At 45.9% G+C, this 23,998-nt stretch carries 25 protein-coding genes; 11 read left to right on the top strand and 14 right to left on the bottom strand.

Translation table 11 applies throughout. From position 1 onward, the window contains the following. Positions 1-125: 125 nt before the first annotated feature. Positions 126-1,535: a glutamate--ammonia ligase gene (gene glnA, locus L5L98_RS11185; RefSeq protein ID WP_113941334.1), complete on the bottom strand. Its 1,410-nt coding sequence runs from the start codon at positions 1,533-1,535 to the stop codon at positions 126-128. A 1,011-nt stretch (positions 1,536-2,546) separates the two neighbouring features. Between glnA and typA the strand changes: the two genes are divergently transcribed. Next, positions 2,547-4,358 (top strand): translational GTPase TypA, encoded by a 1,812-nt coding sequence (typA, locus tag L5L98_RS11180; RefSeq protein WP_105251119.1) that lies wholly within the window; start codon positions 2,547-2,549, stop codon positions 4,356-4,358. A 113-nt stretch (positions 4,359-4,471) separates the two neighbouring features. On the opposite strand, the gene L5L98_RS11175 is transcribed toward typA, so the two are convergent. The 6 genes from L5L98_RS11175 to L5L98_RS11150 form a co-directional block, all read right to left on the bottom strand. After that, positions 4,472-5,497: a GGDEF domain-containing protein gene (locus L5L98_RS11175; RefSeq protein ID WP_263140793.1), complete on the bottom strand. Its 1,026-nt coding sequence runs from the start codon at positions 5,495-5,497 to the stop codon at positions 4,472-4,474. 195 nt (positions 5,498-5,692) lie between these two features. Continuing rightward, positions 5,693-7,411: an LTA synthase family protein gene (locus L5L98_RS11170; RefSeq protein ID WP_263140792.1), complete on the bottom strand. Its 1,719-nt coding sequence runs from the start codon at positions 7,409-7,411 to the stop codon at positions 5,693-5,695. Between the two features lie 459 nt (positions 7,412-7,870). Beyond that, positions 7,871-8,362, bottom strand: a complete 492-nt coding sequence (locus L5L98_RS11165) for a hypothetical protein (RefSeq protein ID WP_263140790.1) — start codon at positions 8,360-8,362, stop codon at positions 7,871-7,873. A gap of 207 nt (positions 8,363-8,569) precedes the next feature. After that, positions 8,570-9,784 carry a 4Fe-4S binding protein gene (locus L5L98_RS11160; protein WP_105251123.1) on the bottom strand — a complete coding sequence of 405 codons (1,215 nt, stop codon included), beginning with the start codon at positions 9,782-9,784 and terminating at the stop codon, positions 8,570-8,572. 266 nt (positions 9,785-10,050) lie between these two features. Continuing rightward, complete coding sequence (locus L5L98_RS11155) at positions 10,051-10,704, bottom strand: DUF2959 domain-containing protein (RefSeq protein WP_105251124.1); 654 nt, start codon at positions 10,702-10,704, stop codon at positions 10,051-10,053. A gap of 28 nt (positions 10,705-10,732) precedes the next feature. Then, positions 10,733-10,954, bottom strand: a complete 222-nt coding sequence (locus L5L98_RS11150) for a hypothetical protein (RefSeq protein WP_006079786.1) — start codon at positions 10,952-10,954, stop codon at positions 10,733-10,735. An 81-nt stretch (positions 10,955-11,035) separates the two neighbouring features. Here L5L98_RS11150 and L5L98_RS11145 point away from each other — a divergent pair, with 81 nt between their 5' ends. The 6 genes from L5L98_RS11145 to azoR all read left to right on the top strand — a co-directional run bounded on the left by L5L98_RS11145 (position 11,036) and on the right by azoR (position 15,362). Then, a complete protein-coding gene (locus tag L5L98_RS11145) occupies positions 11,036-12,007 on the top strand; it encodes a virulence factor BrkB family protein (RefSeq protein ID WP_212600263.1) in 972 nt (323 codons plus the stop codon). Between the two features lie 35 nt (positions 12,008-12,042). Continuing rightward, positions 12,043-12,996: an alpha/beta fold hydrolase gene (locus L5L98_RS11140; protein ID WP_263140785.1), complete on the top strand. Its 954-nt coding sequence runs from the start codon at positions 12,043-12,045 to the stop codon at positions 12,994-12,996. Then, positions 12,993-13,598, top strand: a complete 606-nt coding sequence (locus L5L98_RS11135; RefSeq protein ID WP_263140782.1) for a hypothetical protein — start codon at positions 12,993-12,995, stop codon at positions 13,596-13,598. Before L5L98_RS11140 ends, L5L98_RS11135 begins: the two co-directional genes overlap by 4 nt. 16 nt (positions 13,599-13,614) lie before the next feature. After that, positions 13,615-14,052: a D-aminoacyl-tRNA deacylase gene (gene dtd, locus L5L98_RS11130; RefSeq protein ID WP_113941328.1), complete on the top strand. Its 438-nt coding sequence runs from the start codon at positions 13,615-13,617 to the stop codon at positions 14,050-14,052. 94 nt (positions 14,053-14,146) lie between these two features. Continuing rightward, a complete protein-coding gene (locus tag L5L98_RS11125) occupies positions 14,147-14,584 on the top strand; it encodes a thioesterase domain-containing protein (protein WP_168826476.1) in 438 nt (145 codons plus the stop codon). 181 nt (positions 14,585-14,765) lie between these two features. Beyond that, positions 14,766-15,362, top strand: a complete 597-nt coding sequence (gene azoR / locus L5L98_RS11120) for an FMN-dependent NADH-azoreductase (protein ID WP_105251130.1) — start codon at positions 14,766-14,768, stop codon at positions 15,360-15,362. Between the two features lie 166 nt (positions 15,363-15,528). Here the strand turns inward: azoR and L5L98_RS11115 are convergent, their stop codons facing one another. The 3 genes from L5L98_RS11115 to L5L98_RS11105 form a co-directional block, all read right to left on the bottom strand. Next, positions 15,529-15,714, bottom strand: coding sequence for a hypothetical protein (locus tag L5L98_RS11115; protein WP_263140776.1), 186 nt, complete (start codon positions 15,712-15,714; stop codon positions 15,529-15,531). Between the two features lie 75 nt (positions 15,715-15,789). Continuing rightward, complete coding sequence (locus L5L98_RS11110; RefSeq protein WP_105251132.1) at positions 15,790-16,113, bottom strand: rhodanese-like domain-containing protein; 324 nt, start codon at positions 16,111-16,113, stop codon at positions 15,790-15,792. A 119-nt stretch (positions 16,114-16,232) separates the two neighbouring features. After that, entirely contained in the window at positions 16,233-16,808 is a 576-nt protein-coding gene (locus L5L98_RS11105; RefSeq protein ID WP_263140774.1) for a helix-turn-helix domain-containing protein, read from the bottom strand. A gap of 164 nt (positions 16,809-16,972) precedes the next feature. Between L5L98_RS11105 and L5L98_RS11100 the strand changes: the two genes are divergently transcribed. Next, complete coding sequence (locus L5L98_RS11100) at positions 16,973-18,160, top strand: benzoate/H(+) symporter BenE family transporter (protein ID WP_263140771.1); 1,188 nt, start codon at positions 16,973-16,975, stop codon at positions 18,158-18,160. Between the two features lie 51 nt (positions 18,161-18,211). Here L5L98_RS11100 and L5L98_RS11095 read toward each other — a convergent pair whose 3' ends face one another. Next, complete coding sequence (locus L5L98_RS11095) at positions 18,212-18,667, bottom strand: GNAT family N-acetyltransferase (protein WP_263140770.1); 456 nt, start codon at positions 18,665-18,667, stop codon at positions 18,212-18,214. Positions 18,668-19,339: 672 nt separating this feature from the next. Between L5L98_RS11095 and L5L98_RS11090 the strand changes: the two genes are divergently transcribed. The 3 genes from L5L98_RS11090 (at position 19,340) to L5L98_RS11080 (ending at position 20,624) form a co-directional block, all read left to right on the top strand. Further along, positions 19,340-19,822 carry a hypothetical protein gene (locus L5L98_RS11090; RefSeq protein ID WP_050801855.1) on the top strand — a complete coding sequence of 161 codons (483 nt, stop codon included), beginning with the start codon at positions 19,340-19,342 and terminating at the stop codon, positions 19,820-19,822. Positions 19,823-19,965: 143 nt separating this feature from the next. Next, positions 19,966-20,118: a hypothetical protein gene (locus L5L98_RS11085; protein WP_007651688.1), complete on the top strand. Its 153-nt coding sequence runs from the start codon at positions 19,966-19,968 to the stop codon at positions 20,116-20,118. Positions 20,119-20,237: 119 nt separating this feature from the next. Next, positions 20,238-20,624 (top strand): DUF6896 domain-containing protein, encoded by a 387-nt coding sequence (locus L5L98_RS11080; RefSeq protein WP_037459586.1) that lies wholly within the window; start codon positions 20,238-20,240, stop codon positions 20,622-20,624. 557 nt (positions 20,625-21,181) lie between these two features. On the opposite strand, the gene L5L98_RS11075 is transcribed toward L5L98_RS11080, so the two are convergent. From L5L98_RS11075 to L5L98_RS11065, 3 genes are read right to left on the bottom strand one after another with little or no spacing between them, the layout of a single operon-like run. After that, positions 21,182-21,925 carry a hypothetical protein gene (locus tag L5L98_RS11075; protein WP_263140763.1) on the bottom strand — a complete coding sequence of 248 codons (744 nt, stop codon included), beginning with the start codon at positions 21,923-21,925 and terminating at the stop codon, positions 21,182-21,184. Between the two features lie 31 nt (positions 21,926-21,956). Continuing rightward, the gene (locus tag L5L98_RS11070) at positions 21,957-23,216 is read right to left on the bottom strand and encodes a beta-ketoacyl-ACP synthase (protein WP_263140760.1); all 1,260 of its coding nucleotides are present in this window, start codon (positions 23,214-23,216) and stop codon (positions 21,957-21,959) included. Further along, complete coding sequence (locus L5L98_RS11065) at positions 23,217-23,942, bottom strand: 3-ketoacyl-ACP reductase FabG2 (RefSeq protein ID WP_263140758.1); 726 nt, start codon at positions 23,940-23,942, stop codon at positions 23,217-23,219. It abuts the gene before it with no gap. Between the last annotated feature and the right edge of the window lie 56 nt (positions 23,943-23,998).

Raw genomic sequence — 23,998 nt, 5'->3', positions numbered from 1 at the left:
GATTGAATCAGAATAAAAGTTGTATATACCTTCAAAATACAAAAAGCCCCGATAGCGTTGCTATCGAGGCTTTTATATTTTCTGTATCAATTACATAAAGCGAGCTGGTTGTATAGCGCTAGCCATTACAGGCTGTAGTACATTTCAAACTCAAGTGGGTGAGTTGTACGTGCTACGCGCTCAGCTTCTGCTGTTTTCAGTACGATATAAGATTGGATGAAATCTTCACTGAACACGCCGCCTTTAGTCAGGAACTCATGGTCAGCTTGCAGATTTTCAAGGGCGTTTTCTAATGACGTTGCCACTTGTGGGATTTCAGCCGCTTCTTCTGGAGGCAGATCGTACAGATCTTTGTCCATTGCTTCGCCTGGGTGGATCTTGTTTTGGATACCGTCAAGACCCGCCATCAGCAGCGCTGCGAAACCTAAGTATGGGTTTGCATGTGGATCTGGGAAACGTGCTTCGATACGACGGCCTTTAGGGCTTGGTACCACTGGAATACGGATTGATGCAGAGCGGTTACGGGCAGAGTAGGCCAACATAACAGGTGCTTCAAAGTGTGGCACTAAACGCTTGTAAGAGTTAGTGCTTGGGTTAGTGAAAGCGTTCAGCGCGCGAGCGTGCTTGATGATACCACCTATGTAGTACAGAGCCGTTTCACTTAAACCTGCGTATTTGTCGCCAGCGAACAAGTTAACACCGTCTTTCGCCAGAGATTGGTGAACGTGCATGCCGCTACCGTTGTCACCAACGATGGGTTTAGGCATGAAAGTCGCCGTCTTACCGTAAGCGTGTGCCATGTTGTGCACTACGTACTTCAGAATTTGGATTTCATCCGCTTTCTTAGTCAAGGTGTTGAAGCGAGTTGCGATTTCGTTTTGACCTGCAGTCGCCACTTCGTGGTGATGCGCTTCAACCACTTGGCCCATTTCTTCGAGCACTAAACACATAGCGCTACGTAGATCTTGTGATGAGTCAACCGGTGCAACTGGGAAGTAACCGCCTTTAACAAATGGACGGTGACCTGTGTTGCCGCCTTCGTAGCTAGTGCCTGAGTTCCAAGCCGCTTCTTTAGCGTCGATCTTAACGAAACAACCTGACATGTCAGTACCGAAACGGACATCGTCAAATAGGAAGAATTCTGGTTCTGGTCCAATCAATACAGTATCAGCGATACCAGTAGAGATCAGGTAAGCTTCTGCTTTTTTAGCAATTGAGCGTGGGTCACGGTCGTAACCTGTCATGGTACCTGGTTCAAGAATGTCACAACGGATCAGCGCTGTGGTTTCTTCGGTGAAAGGATCCAGTACGAATGTCGTTGGATCTGGCATCAGTACCATGTCTGATTCGTTAATGCCCTTCCAACCTGCGATAGAAGAACCGTCAAACATTTTGCCGTCTTCGAAGAAATCAGCATCTACCTGATGAGAAGGAATAGATACGTGCTGCTCTTTACCTTTAGTGTCGGTAAAACGTAAATCAACGAACTTAACTTCTAATTCTTCAAGTTGCTTTAAAACTGATTCAACTGACATTCTCAAGCCTCCGGTAGGGTAAAGGGATGCCCCTTCTATAATCTTTTAACTCAAGTGATTTATCTTGAGCCAAACTTACGAGCTATAAAGCGATATCCATGCCAATAATTTAACTTACTGATTAACATGATTTAAAATCTTTGTTGCACTTAATTGGATTCGCGTGTGCACCATAATGGTGCTTTTGTCTGTGGCATTTTGGTGCATTACTCCATTTTGGTGCGCACTGAATTGATTCATGCAAACCTTAAGCTGGGATGCACAGCGATAACATGCACCGCTTATATGGCACTGAGATGGCAATAACGCTTTGGCTTTCACAGTCTCAGTAAGTACTGCCTCTGTGAAGCTTGCACATACTTGCAGCACAGAACGGGACTATTTACCACCGCATAACCGCCGCATAATTGTCATAAAACCACGCTAGTCTGTCCAACTATGCCACGCATTATCAATCCAATAGTGGTTTATTATCATATTATTAGGAAAGAGTTCGTTCTCATGTGCGAAATGTCTTTGCTGTTCACAGGCCAAGTGAAATCAGTGATGCGTAAGAAAGGTATCCCGTGACAATGAAGTGAGTCTTAATGTCATCGGGTGTAAACGCCAACATGAACGTTAGATTAAGTGTGCCGCAGAATTTATTGCAGTGTGTTCACGTGGTAATTTCTCTGTACCTAAGTCGATTTTGCTGATGCTTAAATCGACATTAGCAGGGCTAACATTGAATACGAAAAATAGCAAATTCAGCTGCTTAACTCAGATTTTTCCTATGAATATGGCAATTAAACAGAGCGTTAACTCTGGCTACAGAGGATTTCACTCAGTGGATGATTGGCGGAAATTACCCAAGGATTGGCGGATTGTTTTATAAGTGTTCAAAAATAATCCTGTGCGCCAAGGCCGCTCTGGAGTAGAATGGCACGCTTTTTATTGTGGTAGATCGAGCTAGATCACCATAACGAATTACTGAAATATCCCTATTTTTGTTTGATGGTAAGAGGTTTATCCGTGCTAGAGAATTTACGTAACATCGCCATTATTGCACACGTTGACCATGGCAAAACGACCCTGGTAGACAAGTTGCTGTCACAGTCAGGCACCCTTGCAACCCGAGGAGAAGCCACTGAGCGGGTGATGGACTCCAACGATCTTGAAAAGGAACGTGGGATCACGATTCTGGCAAAGAATACTGCCATCAAGTGGAACGACTACCGTATTAACATCGTTGATACCCCAGGCCACGCCGATTTCGGTGGTGAGGTTGAGCGTGTTCTGTCTATGGTTGACTCAGTATTATTGCTAGTTGATGCCGTTGACGGTCCAATGCCACAAACTCGCTTCGTAACGAAGAAAGCGTTTGCTCAAGGCTTAAAGCCAATCGTTGTTATCAACAAAATTGACCGTCCAGGTGCACGCCCAGATTGGGTTATTGACCAAGTATTCGACCTGTTCGATAACTTAGGTGCAACTGACGAGCAGTTAGATTTCCCGATCGTTTACGCTTCTGCGTTAAACGGTTTTGCAACTTTAGATCCGGATGTAGCGAGCGATGATATGACGCCGCTGTTCCAAACTATCGTTGAAAAAGTATCTTTCCCAGATGCTGACGCCGAAGGCGCGTTCCAGATGCAAATTTCGCAAATCGACTACAACTCATACGTGGGTGTTATCGGTATCGGCCGCATCAAGCGTGGTAGCGTTAAAACTAACCAACAAGTGACTATTATTGGCGCTGATGGCAAAACTCGTAACGGTAAAATGGGCCAAGTATTAGGTTACATGGGTCTAGACCGTACTGAAGTTGAAATTGCTAACGCTGGCGACATCGTTGCTATCACTGGTTTAGGCGAGCTGAAAATTTCTGACACTATCTGTGCCGTTGGTGCAGTAGAAGCTATGCCACCTTTGACTGTTGATGAACCTACTCTGACCATGACTTTCCAAGTTAATACTTCACCTTTTGCAGGTAAAGAAGGTAAGTATGTGACTTCACGTAACATTCTGGAGCGTCTGCAAACAGAATTAGTCCACAACGTGGCACTGCGTGTTGAAGAAACAGAAAGTCCAGATCGCTTCCGTGTATCTGGTCGTGGTGAATTGCATTTATCAATCTTGATTGAAAACATGCGTCGTGAAGGTTACGAGTTAGCCGTATCACGTCCAGAAGTTATTCTGAAAACTATCGACGGTGAACTGTGTGAACCATTTGAAACCTTGACTGTTGACGTTGAAGAAGAAGATCAAGGCACAGTAATCGAGAAATTAGGTACCCGTAAAGCTGAAATGAAAGACATGCAGCTTGATGGTAAAGGTCGTGTACGTATCGACTTCATCATCCCAAGCCGTGGTTTAATCGGTTTCCAAACTGAGTTTATGACTGCGACTTCTGGTACTGGTCTAATTTATCACTCATTCGACCATTACGGTCCGCACAAAGGTGGCGATATCGGTCAACGCGCTAACGGCGTATTGATCTCTAACGCAACGGGTAAGGCATTGACCTTCGCACTGTTCGGTCTGCAAGATCGCGGTCGTCTCTTTATCGGCCACGCCGCTGAAGTATACGAAGGCCAAGTGGTTGGTATTCACGCTCGCTCAAACGATCTGACAGTTAACTGTTTGAAAGGTAAGCAGCTGACCAACATGCGTGCTTCTGGTACTGACGAAGCCCAAGTGCTGACTACGCCAATCACAATGACACTTGAGCAAGCGCTTGAGTTCATCGATGATGATGAATTAGTTGAAGTAACGCCTAAGAACATTCGTGTTCGTAAGAGACACTTGACTGAAAACGATCGTAAGCGCTTTAACCGCGGTTAATGCCAGCCTGTTAATTCAGGTGACTCGCCCTTAAGGTGAGTCAATCGGTTTAAAAAGCCCTGCATTAGGAAACTGTGCAGGGCTTTTTGTTGGGATAAATTGAGTAATGGGTATTAGTAGTCCTCATCCATCACCCGTATGCAATTGCGCCCAGCGGATTTTGCGCGGTAGAGGGCGGCGTCCGCTTGGCGAACGAGTTCTAGAGCATTTTGTTTGTTAGAGGGTTGCAGATAGGCGACGCCTGCGCTCACTGTTACAATCCCAAGGTCGGTATTTGCATGCGGAATGGCAATGGCTTGGATCAGCTGATGTATATGCTGCGCTGTCTCAAGTACGGTTTGATTATCGACATTCGGTAATAGAATGACAAATTCTTCGCCGCCGTAGCGAGCGACTAATTCGCCCGCTCTGCGACCGGACTGGGACAGTGTACTCGCTAATTGTTTAAGGCAATCATCTCCGGCGAGGTGGCCATAGTGATCGTTAAATTGTTTAAAGTGGTCAATATCGAGCATGATGAGGGCCAGTGATGAATTGCTCCTTTGTCCTCGACTCCACTCCGTTTGTAACATCATGTCAAATAGGCGGCGATTGCCGATATTGGTTAAACCGTCGGTATTGCTGAGTATTTCAAGTTGCCTATTGGCTTCTGCCAGTTCACTAGTTCGAGCTGTGATCATGGATTCAAGTTCGACGTTACGCTCCTCTAATCGCGCGATCGGGTAAATTTCCCCTTTGTGGGCTAAGCCGTAGGGGATGGATATGCCACTGTGGACAATCACCCAGTCGTTGTTTTCTCGGTGAAATATCAACACTAGCCGTGCTGTCTCGCGGGAAAGCATAGGATTAGGGATAGGTAAGTGGATATGGAAAAAGGCAGTCACCACCACGAGGTTGTCGGCAAGGTCTTGTAAAGAAAGATCTAACATTTCGATGTGGATTCGCTCAGGCACTTGTGCAAAGTCCTGACGAGTGATTCGCACCCATTCTTCCCTGCTGGTGACAAGCTGATCACTGCTCCCTGCATAGCCGCTAAAGTTATCACTAAAGCGACGAGTTAGCCTGTCATCACGGGAGGCATACATCTCAATATATTCGTCAAATAACGAATGGATCAATTGCTGTCGGTCGGGTCGCATAGGTTAGCTCCGTTGGGGAACATAAAACCATTTTCCTAATATCCGTATAGGAATATTATCTGCGATAAAGTCTAGCTGTTGCCTGATTGTAATCAATTTTATGACGTATATATTAAAAATACTGCAGAGAGTGATGTAAGCCATTATCTGCAGTATGGTCTGTGAGACAAAATTGTTTTGCATTCACTTAATGTATCATTTCGCCCAAGTATTATTTAACACAGCCTGTTGGGATTGTTGGAATTCAAGTTTTAGTTGTTCTGCATACTTAGGAGCATCATTTTGAGTAAAATCTGCACTATCACTCTCTGATATGATTTTATCTCCCGCAATTAAAAACGAACCTGAGTTAGTAAATGCGCCTAGTAAGTCCCCTTTTACTACTATGCTGTAGGGTTTTCGGTCTCTATAAAGTGATCGTCCAACAGATGCGAACTCGTTATTAAAACCGAGTAAATCAAAAGCTGTAGGTAAAATATCTAGTTGGCTTGCAAGTATTTTATGCCGTTTAGGGGCTATGTTTTGCCCTGGACGGTAAATCCATAACGGAATATGGAATGCACTTTTTAAGCCCGGCGTTTTCGTATTGAACAAGGTATGATCTGCTAAAATCATGAACGTCGTATTTTCGTACCAGTCCTGCTTTGAAGCTTCTGTAAAAAATGCTTTAAGAGCTTCATCTGTATATCTAACAGTGTTCAAAAAATCTGTAAATGTATCTTGGCCATACGGATAAACCTGTAAGTGCTTCGGTGTTTCTACGTATGGCATGTGGGTGGTGCCTGTAAATGAAAAACTGATAAAAGGTTTTTCACTTTTATTGGCCAGTTCGAGTGTTTTCATTAGCATTTCATAGTCCCAACCAAATTGAGCACCATCGGGTTCGGGATAATCTGTGCGGGTAATGGGGATATCACTGCGACCTAAATATTGCTGAAAACCCGCATAGTTAGCGATGGAATCTAGGCGAATTGAATCGCGTTTTGAGCTTTGCAGCATTTGGGTTTGGTAGCCGTGTGACTGGGCGATATTACCGATTTTTGTGAGGCGTGATAATTCGAGACCACCACCAATATAGCCCACACTTTCTAGGGGCGGTAGGCCGAATAAGCTGGCTTGAACCCCTAAATTACTGCGCTGACCGACGGCGTAAAAATTGTCATATACTTCTGCTTTTTTAGATAATTCATCTAAAAATGGTGTGACTTTATAATCTGATCCGGATAAGCCATCGACATAGGCGTAGCTCAATGCTTCAACTAAAATAATGACTAAGTTACGACCATTGGGGCTATTTTCTGGGAATTGACTGAGAAATGGATATTGATACGCTTCATCTTCAGTTTTGTTCAGACGGGCTGTAAGCTGTTCTGCGTTGAAATATTTGTAATCTGTGCGTTGGTAGCTCTGTGCTGTTCCTTTGGCCCCCGTGTAAATGCCATTTAATATCAAATTAGCTTGCTGCTCATTCTGGCTATCATAGGCATCGATAATCCCTAATGGCTTACCGTGTAAGTCCAATCCGCGCATGCACAGGATCAATAAGGGTAATGCGAGTAAAAATGTACCACATTGAGCTAGAAATGATTTATGCGGTTTGGCGACATAGAAAAGGGTACGCCATTTTTTTAGCCAAAAAAGGATGGCTGAAATAACTAACACTAAGCTAAATATGGTCAGAGCAAGATGATCTTTGACTAGAAACGGAATAATAAATGATGTCTCTGTCATGAGTAGAGGCAGATCATTAAATGTGTGTCTGTTTACTACCCCAAAATAGATGAAATCACCCATCAGTGCGATGGTTGATAGCATCAGCATAACTAGACCCAGTTGCAGTCCAGTTCCTTTTATCATTGAGGCAATTCGGCCCTTTGCTGGGGTTAATATGAGTAAGGTCGGCAATAGCAGCACATAGCTTGCTGTCATTAGATCAAATCTAACTGAAGTGAACAGTATCGTCATGACATCGATACTTCCCGCAAAATAATCGTGATACGCAATGTAATTGGCTAAGCGGAAACAGGCGAGAATGAATAACATTGAGACATAAAGAAACAACACACTGCGAAATTGACTTAACTTCATACGATTAATTTGATCATCAGACATTGAGAAATGGCGCATAATAGCACAGCAGTCGTCATGAGTTCAAAATCAGGCAAAGCTTGTTGGTATTGCTTAGCATGGGCTGCTGATGAGAGGTTACTGGATTACGTTAGCTGAGTGTGTCACTAGGCGGCACGTGAGGTATTTTCTGGATAGTATTACTTGGCAGAGGCTTTATTGCTGACGCCTATCATCGCTGTGGTGCGACCGAGGACATCGGGATACTCGATAGGACTTAGAGCCCTATCGAGTGAGCAGTCAAACTTATGATTTAGCTTTATCTGCCAATTTTACCGCATTGACACTTTCACCTTTGAAGCTGATAGTCACATTTTTCTGAGCGACTTCATTATCTTTCAGCAAAGTTTTAGTGGTTTCTGCCAGCATTGGAGAAGCTGCATTTAACGCACTGAGATCATAGGCCCAAACTTCTAGATCCGCTTCATTATAAGTGCTAGCAGGCGCACCTAATTTTTCAGTGATTGTTTGCTTGGTTGAGCCTTCTTTAATGCCGAATGTATTTTTAATCGCTTCATTCGTTGCGCTGTCTAACGCATTGGTTGCCGTATCATTCACTGTGTCAGTGACAGATTGAGTTGCTGATTTAACGATTGAATCGAATGGGCCAGCATAAGCAAATAATGGTAGAGCAGTAAGAGCGATCAATAATGATTTTTTCACACAATAATTCCTTTGGTTAATACATTCCTTTATTAAATGCGCGCGAATTAGACCAGTAATTAGATTTTGTGTCAATTAAGCATCTGTTCTATATGATTTTATTTTAATCCTTTCAGATTATTCCTACTAAGTTGGCCAACCTTTAGTTGTACCTAAAGGTTTCCATTTTGAGGTTTTCTAGTCTTATCTGCTGCTGTTCTTCAATTTCGTTAGTGTTTTATTCCATCGCAATTGGATCCCGTCATATGTGTCATTTTAGGTGTTCTAGTGATGTCGCGTGTTCTAGTGCCCAATTCTATTAATCACTTGGATCAATTCCATGCGGATGTTGTCTGGTGTTTGGCTATGCCAGAAACCTGCTAAGTAAGCGCCCAGCGGTAGGATAAATAATGCGATAAGCACTAATGCGAGCAATCCCTTATGACCGAGTCTGTGGCCGGATTTCAGTCCAAGGCCGAGGGCGGCGGATTTAGGGCAAGCTGCGACACAGCGCATGCAGGCTTGGCACTCGTCACTGCGAACCGTGGTTTTGGTGTGCACTATGATGTTTGCTGGGCAAGCGCGGGTGCACTTGTCGCATTTCATCCCTTTTGCTTCGATAAGGCAGTGCTGGGTATTGCGGCGGATTTTTAATGGGCTCGCAAAGCTTAAGATCCCAAGCATTGCACCATAGGGACACAAGTAACGGCAGAATCCCTGACGACGCCATGCAGCTAAAGCGAGGATCAGCGCAAATACCAGTAGCGTGATTAGGCTGGGTGTTAGGAAGAACAATGCCATCTTCAAGTCGGCAATCTTATGATAATTACCTTCAAGATAATGGGGGATGGATTGTGCTGGCATACCAATGACTATGTAGCAAAGTGCTAGGAGTAATAGATATTTCAACATTCGCAGTGGCCAATCTAGCCAAGCGGGTGGTGTAAGCTCTGATTTAATAAAGCGTTTTCTAAAGGAATACAGGTATTCCCCTGCCAAACCTAATGGGCAAGCCCAACCGCAAAATGCCCGCTTGCAGAGTAAACCTGTGAGTAATACCGCCGCTAGCATGACTGCTGCCGCAGGATGGGTTTGATCCCACAAATTGAGGCTGATAATGGCTTTAAGCTCAATGCCACCCGCAATCGGTAAAAAGGCATCGACTACGTCGGGGCGCATTAGCCAAGGTGTGATTCCTTGCTTAAGCAGTACGGTATTGATTGTGTATTGTATGGCAACCAGCAAGAGCGATAGCGCTAAGACATGTTGAGTCCCTTCACGAAGGGTATTGATTTTAATTTCACCCTTGAGTGCATCAGGCGCAAATTTATGCCCAAGTAGCATCAGTGGTAGTGCAATAAGAAGCCCGAGAGCCAGTGGCCAATAAAGACTCATTGCCACCGCACCGATACTGAGCAACAGTGTGGCGACCGCGCCCCATTTCTGGCCGCTCCAATAGCTGAGGGAGGCGAGATACATGAGTGCCAACATCAGCGTGAGTGATTCGATAAAAGTCATAGTGATGAATACAGCTAATAAGTTACAAGTACAGGCTCTGAGTGGTGAACTGAGGATAAGTTTTTGAGTAATAAGTGAAATTGTGCGTCAGATCTAAGATTCGCGCTATCAATCAATTAAAGCGCGCCATAGCTCACAAAGCTAAGTGTTTTAGTCTTGCACAAATAAAGTATGGCTTGCAGGGACAGCGTGCGAGGTCACATAAAGAATAAAAAGCCCCAGCAATTTATTTTGCTAGGGCTTAGGAGTTCAGTGGGGCATTTGGATTAATTTTTTGATTTTTCGAGTGCTTCAATAAATTTGCTCGATTCGTTAATCGAGGTGTTCATCTCTTTAATCAGGGCCGAAATATCGGTTTGCAGACTAGCAAATTCGCTTTTAATCGCACCAATGGCTTGGGCGTTCAAGTTATGCTTGAGATACAGCATATTGTCTTTCATGGCGGTGAGTATCGGCGGCATTTTTGACTCGGCACGGCGCATACTTTTGATCAATTGTTCATAGGCGCGGCGCGTTTCTTTGAGTTTAGCTTCACTGTTGCGGCGTAGGTTGGCTTTACTGATCTCGCTAATTTCATTTTGCCACTCATCGAACAGGGCTTCGGCTACATCTTCGACTTTATTGATGCGGTTGCTGACGTTATCGGCGGCACTTTGAGCCGATTCGTATTCATCTTTGGCTCTGCTATAGGCTTTTTCTAAGTTGCCATCACTGTAATTGAGCAGTGCTTGCATTTCTTCTAGGGCAGAGCTGAACTCTTTTTGAGCATCCTGTTGGGATTTTTTCGCATCTTTAACTCTGTCGACCATAATATCGCGTTTATGGTAACCGACCTTTTCCATTGCGCCGTAGTAGGCACTCTGGCAACCACTAAGCAGGAGACTTGTGGCAATCAGCCCTGAAGCTATCAGTCTTTTCATTGGGTGTTCCGTCGCTGAATGAAATTAATTAATCGGCTTTAAATCGCGCCGCATCGATAATGCTCCACAGATGAAAGATAGCACCTATTACCGCGGGTACAATCAGCCACCAGAGGGCATAACCCACCACTGTGATAATGAAAAATAACAGTGCGGCCATTATTCGGCCTTGCAATAATTGGCCTAGCCCAGGAAAAAATAGGCTAGCAATAGCAGAAATAACGTTACCTGCAGATCCTTGTTGAGACATCAATTCACTCCTTAGACTTGTAAATTAAGTGTTTATTGTACGAAGATAACGAGTCTATACCAACAGAATCAAGAGAAACCCGTGACTAAGAAGATAGAACTGGCACAAATTCGCGCCTTATTCCTCGGGATCTGGCACTTCCTGCTGCATTTGAGACGGCGTTTAGTTGAAGATCAAATCAATATCCGCGCCGGACATTTAGCCTATGTCACACTGTTGTCACTCGTGCCTATGGTAGCGGTGACTATGTCTATGCTGTCAGCTTTTCCGGTATTTAAGGGGATACGTGGACAGATAGAAGGTTTCGTTTATCAGAATTTTTTACCCGCCGCTGGCGATACTGTGCAAGTGTATATCAATGAGTTTGTGGCCAATGCCTCTAAGGGGACTGCGGTTGGGATTGCGGCCTTAGTTGTGGTTGCCATTTTGCTGATTTCCGCCATTGATAAATCGCTTAATAACATTTGGCGTACTAAAGAGAAGCGTTCAGTGGTGGTGGCTTTTTCTATGTATTGGATGGTCATCACTTTGGGCCCGGTATTGGTGGGGGCCAGTTTGGTCGCCACTTCCTACGTGGTGTCATTGAAGGTCTTTGATGGTCAGTTGTCGGGTGTGGTGCCCGTGTTTCTTGAGCGTTTACCTATGCTTTTCTCTGTGGCGGCATTTTTGTTGTTGTATATGGTGGTGCCTAATCAAAAAGTGAAGTTTCTACATGCACTATTAGGGGCGATTGTTGCCGCAATCTTGTTTGAGTTAGGCAAAAAAGCCTTTGCTTTGTATGTCACTCAGTTTCCGAGTTATGAAGCGATTTATGGTGCTTTAGCCGTGATCCCCATTATCTTTGTCTGGGTGTATTTATCGTGGATGATAGTATTACTCGGCGCGGAAATTACCGCCGCGATGCCTGAATATTTAGATTATGAGTCGAGCTCAGATGATGATGAAACAGCTCTGAATGCTAAGCCTCTAGAAAATGCCTCCCAAGATAATTCCGCTGCGGTGTTAACTTCGGCTGAGGTGACGGCACTCAAGGCGGTGGCTAAATCTGAATGACCCCATTAGAGGATTATTAATGGCGATGACACTGAATGCCTGAATCCTTCCCATCTTTTATCCGTCGCGACTGGTTTAACGTTGGCAATGGTCAGCAATTGCATCTGGCGCAATACGGTAATCCACAAGGTATCCCACTGCTGTATTTGCACGGCGGTCCGGGAGCGGGTTGTGATATCAGTGATTTAGCTTTATTTAATGGCGCTCAATATTGGATTTTGCTTTTAGATCAACGCGGGTCTGGACAATCTTTACCCTTTGGTGATTTAGCAAATAACCATCTCACGGGTTTGATTAGCGATATTGAGGCGATTCGCCTTGCATTGGGTATTGAGCGTTGGTGTTTAGCAGGCGGCTCTTTTGGGGCCACATTAGGCTTAATTTACAGCGGATTATTCCCAGAGCGGGTGATTGCACAGGTACTGTGGGCGTTATTTATTCCATCCAAAGAAGGTCTCGACTGGCTCTATGGCGCTGACGGCGCTGCAAAATTGCAACCTGCGGCTTATCGACTCTTCAATGACATTTTTCCGGTTCAGTTATCGCTGACTGAACTGCTGGATTCGTACCATCAAGGTTTGGCATCGGCAGATGAATATGTGCGATACCATTTTGCGCGGCGTTGGGTACAGTGGGAGTTGCAGCTTGCGGGGGCGAGGTTAGTGCTACCAAGGCTGTTACCCGAATCCGTATTAGCATTAGCCAATATCGAGTTACACTTTGCTCGACATAATTACTTCAATGCCATGAATGTGTTACAGCGCGTGACGCCTAGAGTGAAGGCGCGTAGTGTGTTATTGCAAGGAATGCAGGATGCGATTTGCCCAGCGACACTATTACGCGATTTTTTGGCTGGGTTGGAGCATGCTATTACAATTCAATCTGTTGTCGATGGCGGACATATGCTCAATAGTGAGTCTTTGTTTTTGGCGGTTACAGCAGAAATCCATGCTATGTGGTCGTGGATACATCAAAGGGAAATACAATGAAAACATTGCTCATCAGTGCCAGTTTACTCGGATTAACCGCCTGTGCCGCTACGGCGCCCTCGCAAACCAGCGCGATTGATCAAGTGGCGACTCAGGAGGTCGTGAGTGCCCCTGTCGCGCCCAAAGTTGTTGAACTCGGTGGGTTGACCAATGAAACTGCCGCTGATCGCTTGTACCAAGCGCTGATTAACGCAAATTATCTGGCCACCCAAGTTGCGCCGACTAAAGTGGCTGTGCAGTTTGGCAATAACCAATTCTTGCTTGAGCCGAGTATCAATTCGGCGGGCATTGACCGTATTTTAATGAATCGCTTCTATGCAGTGCATCCGCAATTGCAGGCCAGCCAAGAGTTGCCTGCCGTGATTGGCACCTTGAATCAGAAGCTTAATTTTGCCAAGTTTGTGTTGCTGGACCAAGGCGCAGTGATCCAAGTGCAAGGTACAGTGACCTTTGCCGACCGTATTGAAATAGAAGAGTTACGTCGTTTTATGCTGTGGACTAATGGCGGCTTAGCGCAGGTCGTACAATCTTTGCCTGATGGCGTAGAGCAATATATCCGCCTGCTCCCGCTAATGCCGCAAATGGTTCCCGTTAAGCCTTAATCTAAAAGGAAAAGTTGTGATTGCGTTAATTCAAAGAGTGAGTCGCGCCAGTGTAGTGGTTGATAACCAAACCCTAGGTGAAATCAATAAAGGCTTGTTGGTTCTGCTCGGTGTCGAGCAAGAAGATACCCGCGAGAAGATGGAAAAGTTGGCGACTAAAGTCATGAGTTATCGCGTTTTTTCCGATGAAAATGGCAAGATGAATCTCAATCTAGAACAAGTCGGTGGGTCTTTATTAGTCGTGTCACAATTTACCTTAGCCGCTGATACAGGCCGAGGCTTGAGGCCGAGTTTTTCAGGGGCGGGTACGCCGGATCAAGCCTTAGGCTTGTATGAAGAGTTTGTCGCATTCTGCCGCGCTAAGGGCGTTCACACAGAAACCGGACAGTTCGGCGCCGATATGCAAGTGTCCTTAGTCAATGATGGCCCAGTGACCTTTAATCTGCAGGTGTAGCTTCTATCGTGATGTTTATCTAGGGGTCTAGGTGATGGGGGGCTAGGCATAATCAATGTCGCTTGTACCAAGAGGGAGTATTAAGGGAATGCACATGGATCAATTACTCATTAAATTACGCCAGACTTGGCACAGTACGATCCCCGTTAGCGAGTTTATGCAGATAATGCCACTCGATTACAGCGAGGGAGAATTTCGAGTCACAGCGCCGATGACGCCCAATATTAATCTGCATCAGACCATGTTTGCGGGCAGCATTTATACCTTGATGACCTTAACAGGCTGGGGTGCAGTCTGGCTAAATCAGCAGTTGGTGGGCGTGGCGGGTGATATTGTGCTCGCCGATGCCCATATTCGTTATCTTGCTCCTGTGACTTGTGACCCTGTGGTAAAAGTACAATGGCCAGATGTGGATCTCAGTCCGTTACAAAGGGGGCGCAGAGTTAAGGTGAAGCTGGAAGTGCAATTGTATTGTATGGATTCATTGTGTGCGGTTTTTGAAGGCCTGTATGTTAGTACGTCGAAAGTATGAATGCGTCGAAAACAACTTAGTGTATCTGTACGTCGAAGGTGACGTATAACCTTTCTAAAAAATCGAAGCTAATCTCAGATTTTATCCGCTTTATTTCTTTTTTATGGGCTAATACACTAGCGTCATAGAGTTGAGATATTCCATCTGACTCTGAGTCATTTACCTATTTTCGGAGCAGATTATGTCTAAAGTCTTAATTTTAAAATCAAGCATTCTTGGCGGTTATTCACAATCTGCCGTGTTAATTGATCACTTAGCGAGTCACTGGGAAACCCAAGGCGCCGCTATTACAGTGCGTGATTTAGGCGGTAAAGACGTACTACCTATGGTAGACGGTGAAATCGCTTCTGGGTTACGCGGTGGTGCAGAATTATCGGCACGTCAGCAAGAAATGCTCGCCTTATCAGATACCTTAGTCGCTGAATTAAAAGCGAACGATACGATTGTTATCGCTGCACCTATGTACAACTTTACGATTCCGGTTCAACTTAAAAACTGGATCGATTTTGTCGCCCGTGCCGGTGTGACTTTTACTTATACTGAAACAGGTCCAAAAGGATTAGTGGAAGGTAAACGCGCTGTGTTGGTGACGACCCGTGGCGGCGCTCACAAAGATGGCCCAACGGATCACGTTGTACCTTACTTGAAAACGGTTTTAGGCTTTATGGGTATCACCAATGTTGAAGTGGTTTACGCCGAAGCACTGAATATGGGCCCTGAAGCACACGATAAAGGCATGGGCGAAGCGAAACACAGTATCGATCAGCTGAAAGCTTAATTGTCCCATTGATTAGCTGAGTCATTTGATTTAGCTGAATAAATAATGCCAGCCCTTAATAGGCTGGCATTTTTGTATGTGCATTTCAGCTAAGCACGCTTGGCTTAAGTGGGTAGGTTTGAGCGGCTGGACTCGAGCGGCTAGTTTTAAGTGGCACGCTTAGCTCTTATTCGCAAAGGCTGCAGCCTTTGGCGAGGGTGCTTGTCTCAACATAACGCATCTTAGTGCTGGCTTGGTCGCGATTACGACTGATGCTAAAGCGTGTATGGCGTTCAGTTTCAAGCGGCTTTTCAGCAGTGTTACTCTGTGTGGCTTCAAACTGTAACGCTTTGGCATGATTTGTTTTATGCATACACCACCTCGCAGATATTTAAGTCATCGCAATATACAGACTGGCCTGATTAGCGCCGTACAACCAAGGCTTAAATTAGCTCGGCTGGCAGCAGACTAAATCTTTAAGCGAACCACCATTTACTACGCAGCTAAAGCCATTGGCCTTGAGAATGTCGCAGCCCTTTTGTGCTCGAATCCCTGCGCCACAGTAGAGCACGAAGGGATGTTGCTTATTGTCGACTTGGTGTAACCATTGGTCGAGCGTTGGCAATGGCACATTAATGGCTTGGGGCAAGTGACCGGAGGCAAATTCCTCTGGTGAACGCACATCAATCACCCGTGCGCCTTGCTCAATCAATTGCCAACATTTTTCGCCCGAGTGGCTGCCGGATAACTTAGCCAGTAAAGATTGAAACATAGCATTGCTCCTACCATTAGAAAATTTTCAATAAGTTTATTCTAATGAATTGGCGTGTGCAAGCGTTGCAAATTATCGGCAGTGAATGGTTTTTGGCATTACTGGCACTAGACAAGTAGTTAGAGGCTAGACACATTAGCTCGTTGATAGTGAATGATGTCGTGGAATACCACGGCTTGGTCGTTTAGATTGCGATAGCCATGGGGTTTGTCGGCCGAAAATCGTACTGCTTCACCTTGCTTGAGTGTTTGCCATTCGCCATCAACTAGCACTTCCATAGTACCGCTCAAGACAATGACATGCTCAGTGACACCCGTTTCATGGGGCTCAGAAAGCCGCTCATAGTTTGGCAGCAGGGTGAGTTCAAACATCTCGAAACCGAAGCGCTCTTCAAAGGGGAAGAGTGAGGCGACTAGCATGCCGTCGGTGGCGGGTTGTTGGCGTAACTCGTCGGGCTTACGGAATACTGCGCCTTGGCTCTGGGGCGTGGGTTCGAGAAAGGTCGACAGCGAGATATTGAATCCACTGGCAATTTTCCACAGCGTCGCAATGGTTGGGCTTGATTCACCGCGCTCGATTTGTCCTATCATGGCTTTACTAACGCCCGTCTCTTGAGCGGCTTTATCTAAACTCCATCCCTTTTGGTTGCGAAGTGCTTTAAGCGTGCTGGCGAGATAGCTGTTTATCGTTTGCACAATGGCCCCATCATTTTTATGAAAATTTAGTTTGTACGTTATAACGCACAGGTGTTATCTTGTCCATCTCGTACGTTATAGCGCACAAGAAGCTATCTTGTTCATTTTATAAGTTATAGCGCACAAAGTAATGGCGACATCAATTGCAGAGAAAGGGAGTGGATATGTGGCGAGATGCAGGGAGTTTATCAAAAATATCAGCGGGTTTTATTGCGGTATTAGTGGGTTATAGCAGCTCGGCTGTGATCATCTTTCAAGCGGCGGAGGCTGTGGGGGCGACACCAGCACAGATCAGTTCATGGCTGTGGGCTTTAGGTGTGGGCATGGGTGTGACCAGCATAGGGTTATCGCTTTACTACAAGAATCCTATTCTAACGGCTTGGTCTACACCGGGCGCGGCGCTGATGGTGACAAGCCTCGCGGGATTGAGCGTCAATCAAGCCATAGGCGCTTTTCTGGTGAGTTCTCTGCTAATCACACTTTGCGGGGTGGCGGGCTGGATGGATAAGCTTATCCGCATCATGCCGCAGTCGGTGGCTTCCGCCATGTTGGCGGGGATCTTATTGCAATTTGGGCTAGGGCTATTTCAGGCGATGCAAACCCAGCTGAGTCTGATATTGATCATGCTGTTGGTGTTTGTCATCGTTAAGCCTTTTGCACCACGTTACATCATCTTGCTGACGTTGCTGGTGGGCATAGGCATGAGTTTTCAATTAGATTTGCTCAAGCTAGATGCCGTTCAGTTGCAACTGGCGATGCCAGTGTGGACTACGCCTGAGTTTTCGCTGGCGAGTGTTATTGGCGTGGCGCTGCCGCTGTTTGTGGTGACTATGGCCTCGCAAAATATGCCGGGCGTTGCTGCGCTGCACGGTAATGGTTACAGGCCACCCATTTCACCTTTGATCACGAGCACAGGGTTAATAGGGGTTATTCTCGCGCCATTTGGCGGTTTTGCCTTTAACTTATCCGCCATCACAGCGGCGATTTGTATGGGTAAAGAAGCAGATCCGAATCCCGCGACTCGTTACTGGGCGGCGGTGTGGGGCGGGGTATTTTACTTTATCACTGGGTTACTCGGTGCCACTGTGGTTGGTCTGTTTTCCGCTTTCCCGAAGGAATTAGTACTGGCCATCGCCGGATTAGCCCTGCTCGGCACTATCGCCAATAGCCTGACCGCCGCATTAGCTAAAACCGAAGATCGCGAAGTGGCAGTGATCACTTTTTTGGTCACGGCATCAGGTTTTAGTGTGCTGGGCATCGGCAGCGCATTTTGGGGGCTGTTGCTTGGGTTTATTATCCATTGGTGGAACGGGCACAGAACTGCATCAGTAGTTAAGCGAGCGAATACTTAACTGCAGCAAAGCGCCTTAGATATGAATTTCAAAGACTAAGGCGCATGTGTTTTAGATTTTCTTCGTCATAAACACGCTATTGGGATCGAGTCGATAATCGGCGAAGGGGCCGCAGCTTTCGAAGCCAAATTTGGTGTAGAGCATTCGGGCGGGGTTAAAGAAGTCCATCGAACCGGTTTCTAGACTAAGGCGTTTAATGCCAGCAGCTTTAGCGTTGTTGATCAGGTGCTGCAATATTTTAGACGCTATGCCTTGCTGTTTATAGGGCGCGGCGGTGCGCATTGATTTGATCTCGGCGTGCTCGGTATCTAACCATTTTAGTGCACCGCAGCCCGCTAAATTGTTGCCATCCCACAGGGTCCAAAAGCGAATATTGGGCTGACGCAGGCCATCAAGATCTAATGCGTGAACGCTTTCAGGCGGAGAGGTTGCCCGCATATCGTCGAGGTGTTCTGTTAAAAGTGCTGCAATTTCAGGCCCTTTTAGATCATCTAGTATAATTTTCATCGTCTTTCTCAAGATTGAAACTCCCTCTGTTGTTGCTTATCCATCATAGTGTTATCGCGTTTAGTTCTTTTTAGGGGTAAACGCTGTGGTGGATAAGCAAAGGGTAGGCCAAGAGTTTTTATCTTTAGCTAAAGCTAAACCCAGAATCAAAGTCGTGGGGTTCACCCCACACCCGACCAAAAGGGGAAAAGCGCCTGTTCCCCTTTTGGATATCCCCCGGCGTCGTCCCCAACGGAGTTGAAAGCCCCTTGTGCTCATTGACAAATTTGCTATCGCTTCCGAAGGATGCGTCCCTGCACCTGCGAAAGCTAGCTCGGCATCCATGCCGAGACTCACGCAATTTGCCTACTCGCCCTGCGGCAACTCCTAGGGGATGGTGTATTCCTTAGACTCTAGTGTTATTGGTCAATTATTAAGGAGTAAAGTTATATCCCATCTTTTTAAATGACAGTTTTATTTTCTATAGCCAAAATTTACCGTGCCAAAAATTGACGCGGTAAATATCTTCTTGCTTTCTTTCTTTGTGTCGCAAATAGTTGAACATGATGCGATAACGGTGATAACTTGCTGTCATGTTTAAAGAAGTTTGCCCTAAAAGTTCAAACCCTAATGTATTTTTATTTGGGTTTAACGAGAAGTCTGGGTAAAACCCAGTAGGCTCAGTAGGACATAATGACTAAACCCTATACCAAAACCTTGCAAGACGAACTTGATTGGAAGCTTCTCGATCAACTGCACGGGGCTGTCGCACAAATAAGCAGCTTTTGCTTCGAGATAAAGAAATTTTGTGTTACTACATTATTTATAGTGCTAACCCTCATGGCAAAGTTCACATCAGACAAGCTTGATCATTCGCTATTTGTTGCCGGCCTCATGATACCTTTATGTTTTTGGTTTCTAGATGCGACCGGTTATTTCTATCAGGTCAAACTACGAGGAACAATGCAGGCAATTCGCACTCGTCTTGCCTCGCAAAATGATCAGAAGCTAATTGTTACTACTGAGGTGCAAATTATCGAACCATCTCGAGTATCAGCCTCTACATACAGACGAATTGTCGCCGCGGGGTTCAATCACTCTATGTGGCTCTACATATTGCTAGTGGTTATCAACCTATCGATCTGGTTTCTATACTCAGAGGGATTTATTAAATGAAACTTTTCGTTAGCTACTCGCGTAGAGACGGAGTAGTTACCACAGAATCCCTTCGAGCTCTGGATGCGCATCTACGACAAGTGTGTACACCGTTCATACATTGCTTGCATGACTCGGGCTCACGCTGGGAACAGGTGCGCGTAATGATGGCGCTGCTAGCTTCACACGCCGTTCTTCTAGTGGAGTCGCCTGCGGCAGAAGCCTCAGGCTGGGTACGTTTAGAACTATTCGTCGCACGATTACTTGGTCTACCGTTAATGCGCCTGCAAGCCGGCGACCTAACAGATTCCCAATAAATTCAGTCGCATAAGGCGGCTTGCTGACGTGGTAAAGCCTAATAAGTGGTTTAAGTCGCTTGTACGTTCACTAGGGACTGACTGAAGCCGGCCTCTTAACCCAACGCGATAGGGCAAAAATGGATAACCTCGAAAAAGTCCGAAAACTTATTCCGCTGTGGTATGCACACCGGAAATGGGCAGAAGAACTTCTTGTCCGTGTATTTGATTTGGAATCTGCTGAAGAAATATTGAAGTCAGAGATCCGAGGAAACAAACCAATTCCTGGTACAAATTGGATGTATCGAACTCACGGAATTGGAGTTGATATATACCGAACTGCAGATGTCGGCGGAATTGACTTCGATTTCAATAAATCAGAGCCTGATGCATGGCGTTTGCAAATATTCTTTGAAAAGCAATATAACGAAGGAAATCTACCTTTCGCAGAGTATCGAGAGCTTTATGAAGATGAAGAGTTACTTCAATGTTTCATAAAAATGGTATTAGAGGAGTATGTACTATAAAAATGGTTCAAACCCTTCGCTTCGCTCGTTGAGACCGACTAAAGCCTGTCTCTTAGCTTAAAAATTGTAATATTTATGAACCATTAAGCTTTTATTTAACAAGATATCTATTGTGATTTTTTCAAAGGGATTGGCGAAACCTGCCATCGCTAAATGTTAGCTCTAGTCTTTGAACCTAAGGTTACGCAGATGCTCGAAAGGCAAACCATGGTGATTGGTGAGACGACCGTCCGCCCCATGGACGGGGCGGTCGAGCATCCAGGGATGGACTTGCTGCGTGTCGTCGAGCCGGTACCATGGTTGGCCTCACTCTGAACAATATCTATGTTTAACTGCCTCTTCGCCTTCCGTAACTTTCGTTTATCAACTTAGATTCCCTAGGTTTCTTTCACAGTGTTGTGAGTGAATGTCATGGCAAGCCTGTATAGGCGAATATCAGCAAATGCTAAGGACAATAGCAAATTTTCTTTTAATTTAAAAAGTGATCCAAACGGATATAAAAATGGCCGAGTATAAGCTCGGCCATGATTTGTTCTATTAAGCTTAAACGGGTAGGTTTAGTAGTATTTCTTCAAATAACTCTCGGCGTAGTTTTTGAGTTTTTTGTTTGAGCTCGCGGTTGCCATATTTTCAATCACATCGCGGTAAGCGGTATTCCCCGAACTAGCTAGCGCTTTTGCCATGTTGGCATAAGTATCGATGGCGAGTTTATCATCGGCCATTAAGCGTGGTGTTTTCAATTCGTTACTGAGTACGGCTAGGATAAAATCATCGTACTGGCGGTCATCCATGATGCGTTTAGCCGCGAGACGCATTAATTCTAAATCATTGCTGCGTAGGGCATTGGCGAAGGCATTATTTTGCTGACTTTGATCGGCAGTATATTGGCTTTTATCCGCAAGAATCGCATTCCATTTTTTATATATCGTTATGTTTTCTAAAGCTTGACCTGCGTATTTTTTGAGTTTTTTAGGATAATCACCATTAACAATCTTGTTGATGGTTTCGCTGTACTTATCATTGCCTGAATAAGCTAAGCCTTTGACTAACCAAGCACTGTAGTCAATGGCATTTTTTTCAGTGGCTTGGGGCAAAGATGCGAGTAGCTTTGCTTCGAGCGCATCAAAAATGGCAGGATCGGATAAACCAGCGATGGTGAGTGATTCAATGGCTTCTTTTTGCTTGAATTGGTTATCACCCTTAAAGATTTCTTGATAGGTTTCAACCGTATATTCCTGAGCCAATAAAGGCGAGCTTAATAAACTGATGCTAAGCAGCATACCTGCAAAGAGTGGTTTCATGGTGATGTCCTTATGGGTTTTTTATATGTTGTTATTGGGTCCAGCGTTTAAAAATCAGCGAGGTATTAATGCCGCCAAAGGCGAAATTATTACTCATCACATAATCTGTGTCGATTGGGCGCAGTTCGTTGCGGATATAGTCCAAATCGGCACATTGTGGGTCGATACTTTCAAGATTAAGTGTCGGCGCAAACCAGCCCGCATTCATCATCTCAATACTCACCCAAGCCTCTAACGCGCCGCATGCACCTAAGGTGTGGCCCGTGTAGCTTTTAAGGGATGAAATCGGCATACCAGCACCAAAAACTGCATGGGTCGCGTGGCTTTCGGCGATGTCACCGCGATCCGTTGCCGTGCCGTGGGCGTTCACATAACCTATGGCGCTAGGCTCAAGCTGTGCATCTTTGAGCGCCAACCTGATGGCGATTTCCATGGTCTGCGCATTCGGTTGGGTGACGTGTTGGCCATCTGAATTCGTGCCAAAACCGACTAACTCAGCGTAAATCTTGGCGCCGCGCGCCTTGGCGTGTTCTAGCTCTTCGAGTACCAGCGTACAAGCACCTTCGCCAATCACTAGGCCATCACGGCTCGCATCGAAGGGGCGTGGCGTGAGTTCGGGTGTGCTGTTTTTAGTGCTGGTGGCAAATAAGGTATCGAACACGACAGCCTCGGTAGGGCAGAGTTCTTCACCGCCGCCCGCCAACATTAAGGTTTGATGACCGTATTTGATGGCTTCATAGGCGTAACCTATGCCTTGGCTCCCTGAGGTACAGGCGCTGCTCGTGGTGTGAATTCGGCCTTTTAAGCCGAAAAATACCCCTACATTCACCGCTGTGGTGTGTGCCATCATGCGGATATAACTCGTGGCGGTGACGCCCGACATATCACCGGTTTTCAACATATCACCAAAGGCGATGATGGCATCGGTACTGCCAGTGGACGAGCCATAGGCGATACCCATTTCACCCGAGGACACGATAGGATCGTCTAACAATCCCGCATCGATTAATGCAAGCTCGCTGGCGCGGGTCGCCATGATGGAAACCCGACCCATAGAACGAATTTTCTTGCGCGAATAATGGCTTGGCACTTCAAAGTCGCTAATGGGCGCGGCTAAGCGGGTATTGAGGCCATCGTATTTATCCCATTCGCCCATAGTGACGACACAGTTTTTCTGCGCCTTAAGGCTCGCTGCTATCGCCTCCCAATCAAGGCCCAGGGCGGTAATGCCGCCAATGCCAGTGACAACCACTCGTTTCCCTAAGCGGGTTTGATTTGTCGGCTCGCTCATTTAGATCATGCCTCCATTGACCGATATCACTTGGCGAGTGATATAGGCGGCATCGTCAGACATTAAAAATGCGGCTAAGGCTGCGATTTCATTCGGTTTGCCCATGCGGCGCATCGGCACTAATTGTTCGACCATATCCTTAGGAATATCGGCCACCATGTCGGTTTCAATCAAGCCGGGGGCGATACAGTTGACGGTAATTTTGCGTTTTGCCAGTTCTAATGACAATGCCTTAGTCGCGCCGATAATACCCGCTTTTGAGGCGCTGTAATTCACTTGGCCACGGTTGCCCGCAATCCCAGAAACTGAGGCTAAGGTGATGATACGCCCGCCCTTGCGGCCTTGTACCATAGGCATCACACAGGGATGGATGACATTATAAAAGCCGTCTAAGTTAGTGTGGATGACGCTGTCCCACTCGCTTTCTGTCATGGCGGGAAAGGCGGTATCGCGGTTGATGCCAGCATTGAGGATCACGCCATAATAGGCACCATTGGCCTCGATATCGGCTTCAATGGCGCCTCTGACGGTTGCGCGGTCGGCGACATCAAATTTCAGCAGGCTCACATTGACCCCAAGTACGCGGATTTGCGCGGCAGTGTCATCGGCAGCTGCTTGGTTACTGTGGTAATGCAGGGCGATATCGAAACCCGCAGCGGCGAGTTTTAGGGCGATGGCTTTACCAATGCCACGGCTCGAACCGGTAACTAATACTCTGTTATTCATCTGTTTTCTCCACCCCATTTTATCGTTATGTATCGGTATGGGGTTTCATGTATTTA

This window comes from Shewanella sp. SM23 (genome assembly GCF_025654295.1).
In the GTDB taxonomy this organism is placed as follows: domain Bacteria; phylum Pseudomonadota; class Gammaproteobacteria; order Enterobacterales; family Shewanellaceae; genus Shewanella; species Shewanella oncorhynchi.
This window is presented reverse-complemented; position numbering and strand designations above follow the sequence as displayed.

Excerpts from the sequence above, each read along its gene's own strand:
- glnA (WP_113941334.1), bottom strand. The coding sequence starts at position 1,535 with ATGTCAGTTGAATCAGTTTTAAAGCAACTTGAAGAATTAGAAGTTAAG.
- L5L98_RS11175 (WP_263140793.1), bottom strand. The coding sequence starts at position 5,497 with ATGCGACCCGACCGACAGCAATTGATCCATTCGTTATTTGACGAATAT.
- L5L98_RS11160 (WP_105251123.1), bottom strand. The coding sequence starts at position 9,784 with ATGACTTTTATCGAATCACTCACGCTGATGTTGGCACTCATGTATCTC.
- L5L98_RS11155 (WP_105251124.1), bottom strand. The coding sequence starts at position 10,704 with ATGAAAAGACTGATAGCTTCAGGGCTGATTGCCACAAGTCTCCTGCTT.
- L5L98_RS11150 (WP_006079786.1), bottom strand. The coding sequence starts at position 10,954 with ATGTCTCAACAAGGATCTGCAGGTAACGTTATTTCTGCTATTGCTAGC.
- L5L98_RS11140 (WP_263140785.1), top strand. The coding sequence starts at position 12,043 with ATGCCTGAATCCTTCCCATCTTTTATCCGTCGCGACTGGTTTAACGTT.
- L5L98_RS11135 (WP_263140782.1), top strand. The coding sequence starts at position 12,993 with ATGAAAACATTGCTCATCAGTGCCAGTTTACTCGGATTAACCGCCTGT.
- L5L98_RS11125 (WP_168826476.1), top strand. The coding sequence starts at position 14,147 with ATGGATCAATTACTCATTAAATTACGCCAGACTTGGCACAGTACGATC.
- azoR (WP_105251130.1), top strand. The coding sequence starts at position 14,766 with ATGTCTAAAGTCTTAATTTTAAAATCAAGCATTCTTGGCGGTTATTCA.
- L5L98_RS11115 (WP_263140776.1), bottom strand. The coding sequence starts at position 15,714 with ATGCATAAAACAAATCATGCCAAAGCGTTACAGTTTGAAGCCACACAG.
- L5L98_RS11110 (WP_105251132.1), bottom strand. The coding sequence starts at position 16,113 with ATGTTTCAATCTTTACTGGCTAAGTTATCCGGCAGCCACTCGGGCGAA.
- L5L98_RS11100 (WP_263140771.1), top strand. The coding sequence starts at position 16,973 with ATGTGGCGAGATGCAGGGAGTTTATCAAAAATATCAGCGGGTTTTATT.
- L5L98_RS11095 (WP_263140770.1), bottom strand. The coding sequence starts at position 18,667 with ATGAAAATTATACTAGATGATCTAAAAGGGCCTGAAATTGCAGCACTT.
- L5L98_RS11090 (WP_050801855.1), top strand. The coding sequence starts at position 19,340 with ATGACTAAACCCTATACCAAAACCTTGCAAGACGAACTTGATTGGAAG.
- L5L98_RS11085 (WP_007651688.1), top strand. The coding sequence starts at position 19,966 with ATGATGGCGCTGCTAGCTTCACACGCCGTTCTTCTAGTGGAGTCGCCT.
- L5L98_RS11080 (WP_037459586.1), top strand. The coding sequence starts at position 20,238 with ATGGATAACCTCGAAAAAGTCCGAAAACTTATTCCGCTGTGGTATGCA.
- L5L98_RS11075 (WP_263140763.1), bottom strand. The coding sequence starts at position 21,925 with ATGAAACCACTCTTTGCAGGTATGCTGCTTAGCATCAGTTTATTAAGC.
- L5L98_RS11070 (WP_263140760.1), bottom strand. The coding sequence starts at position 23,216 with ATGAGCGAGCCGACAAATCAAACCCGCTTAGGGAAACGAGTGGTTGTC.
- L5L98_RS11065 (WP_263140758.1), bottom strand. The coding sequence starts at position 23,942 with ATGAATAACAGAGTATTAGTTACCGGTTCGAGCCGTGGCATTGGTAAA.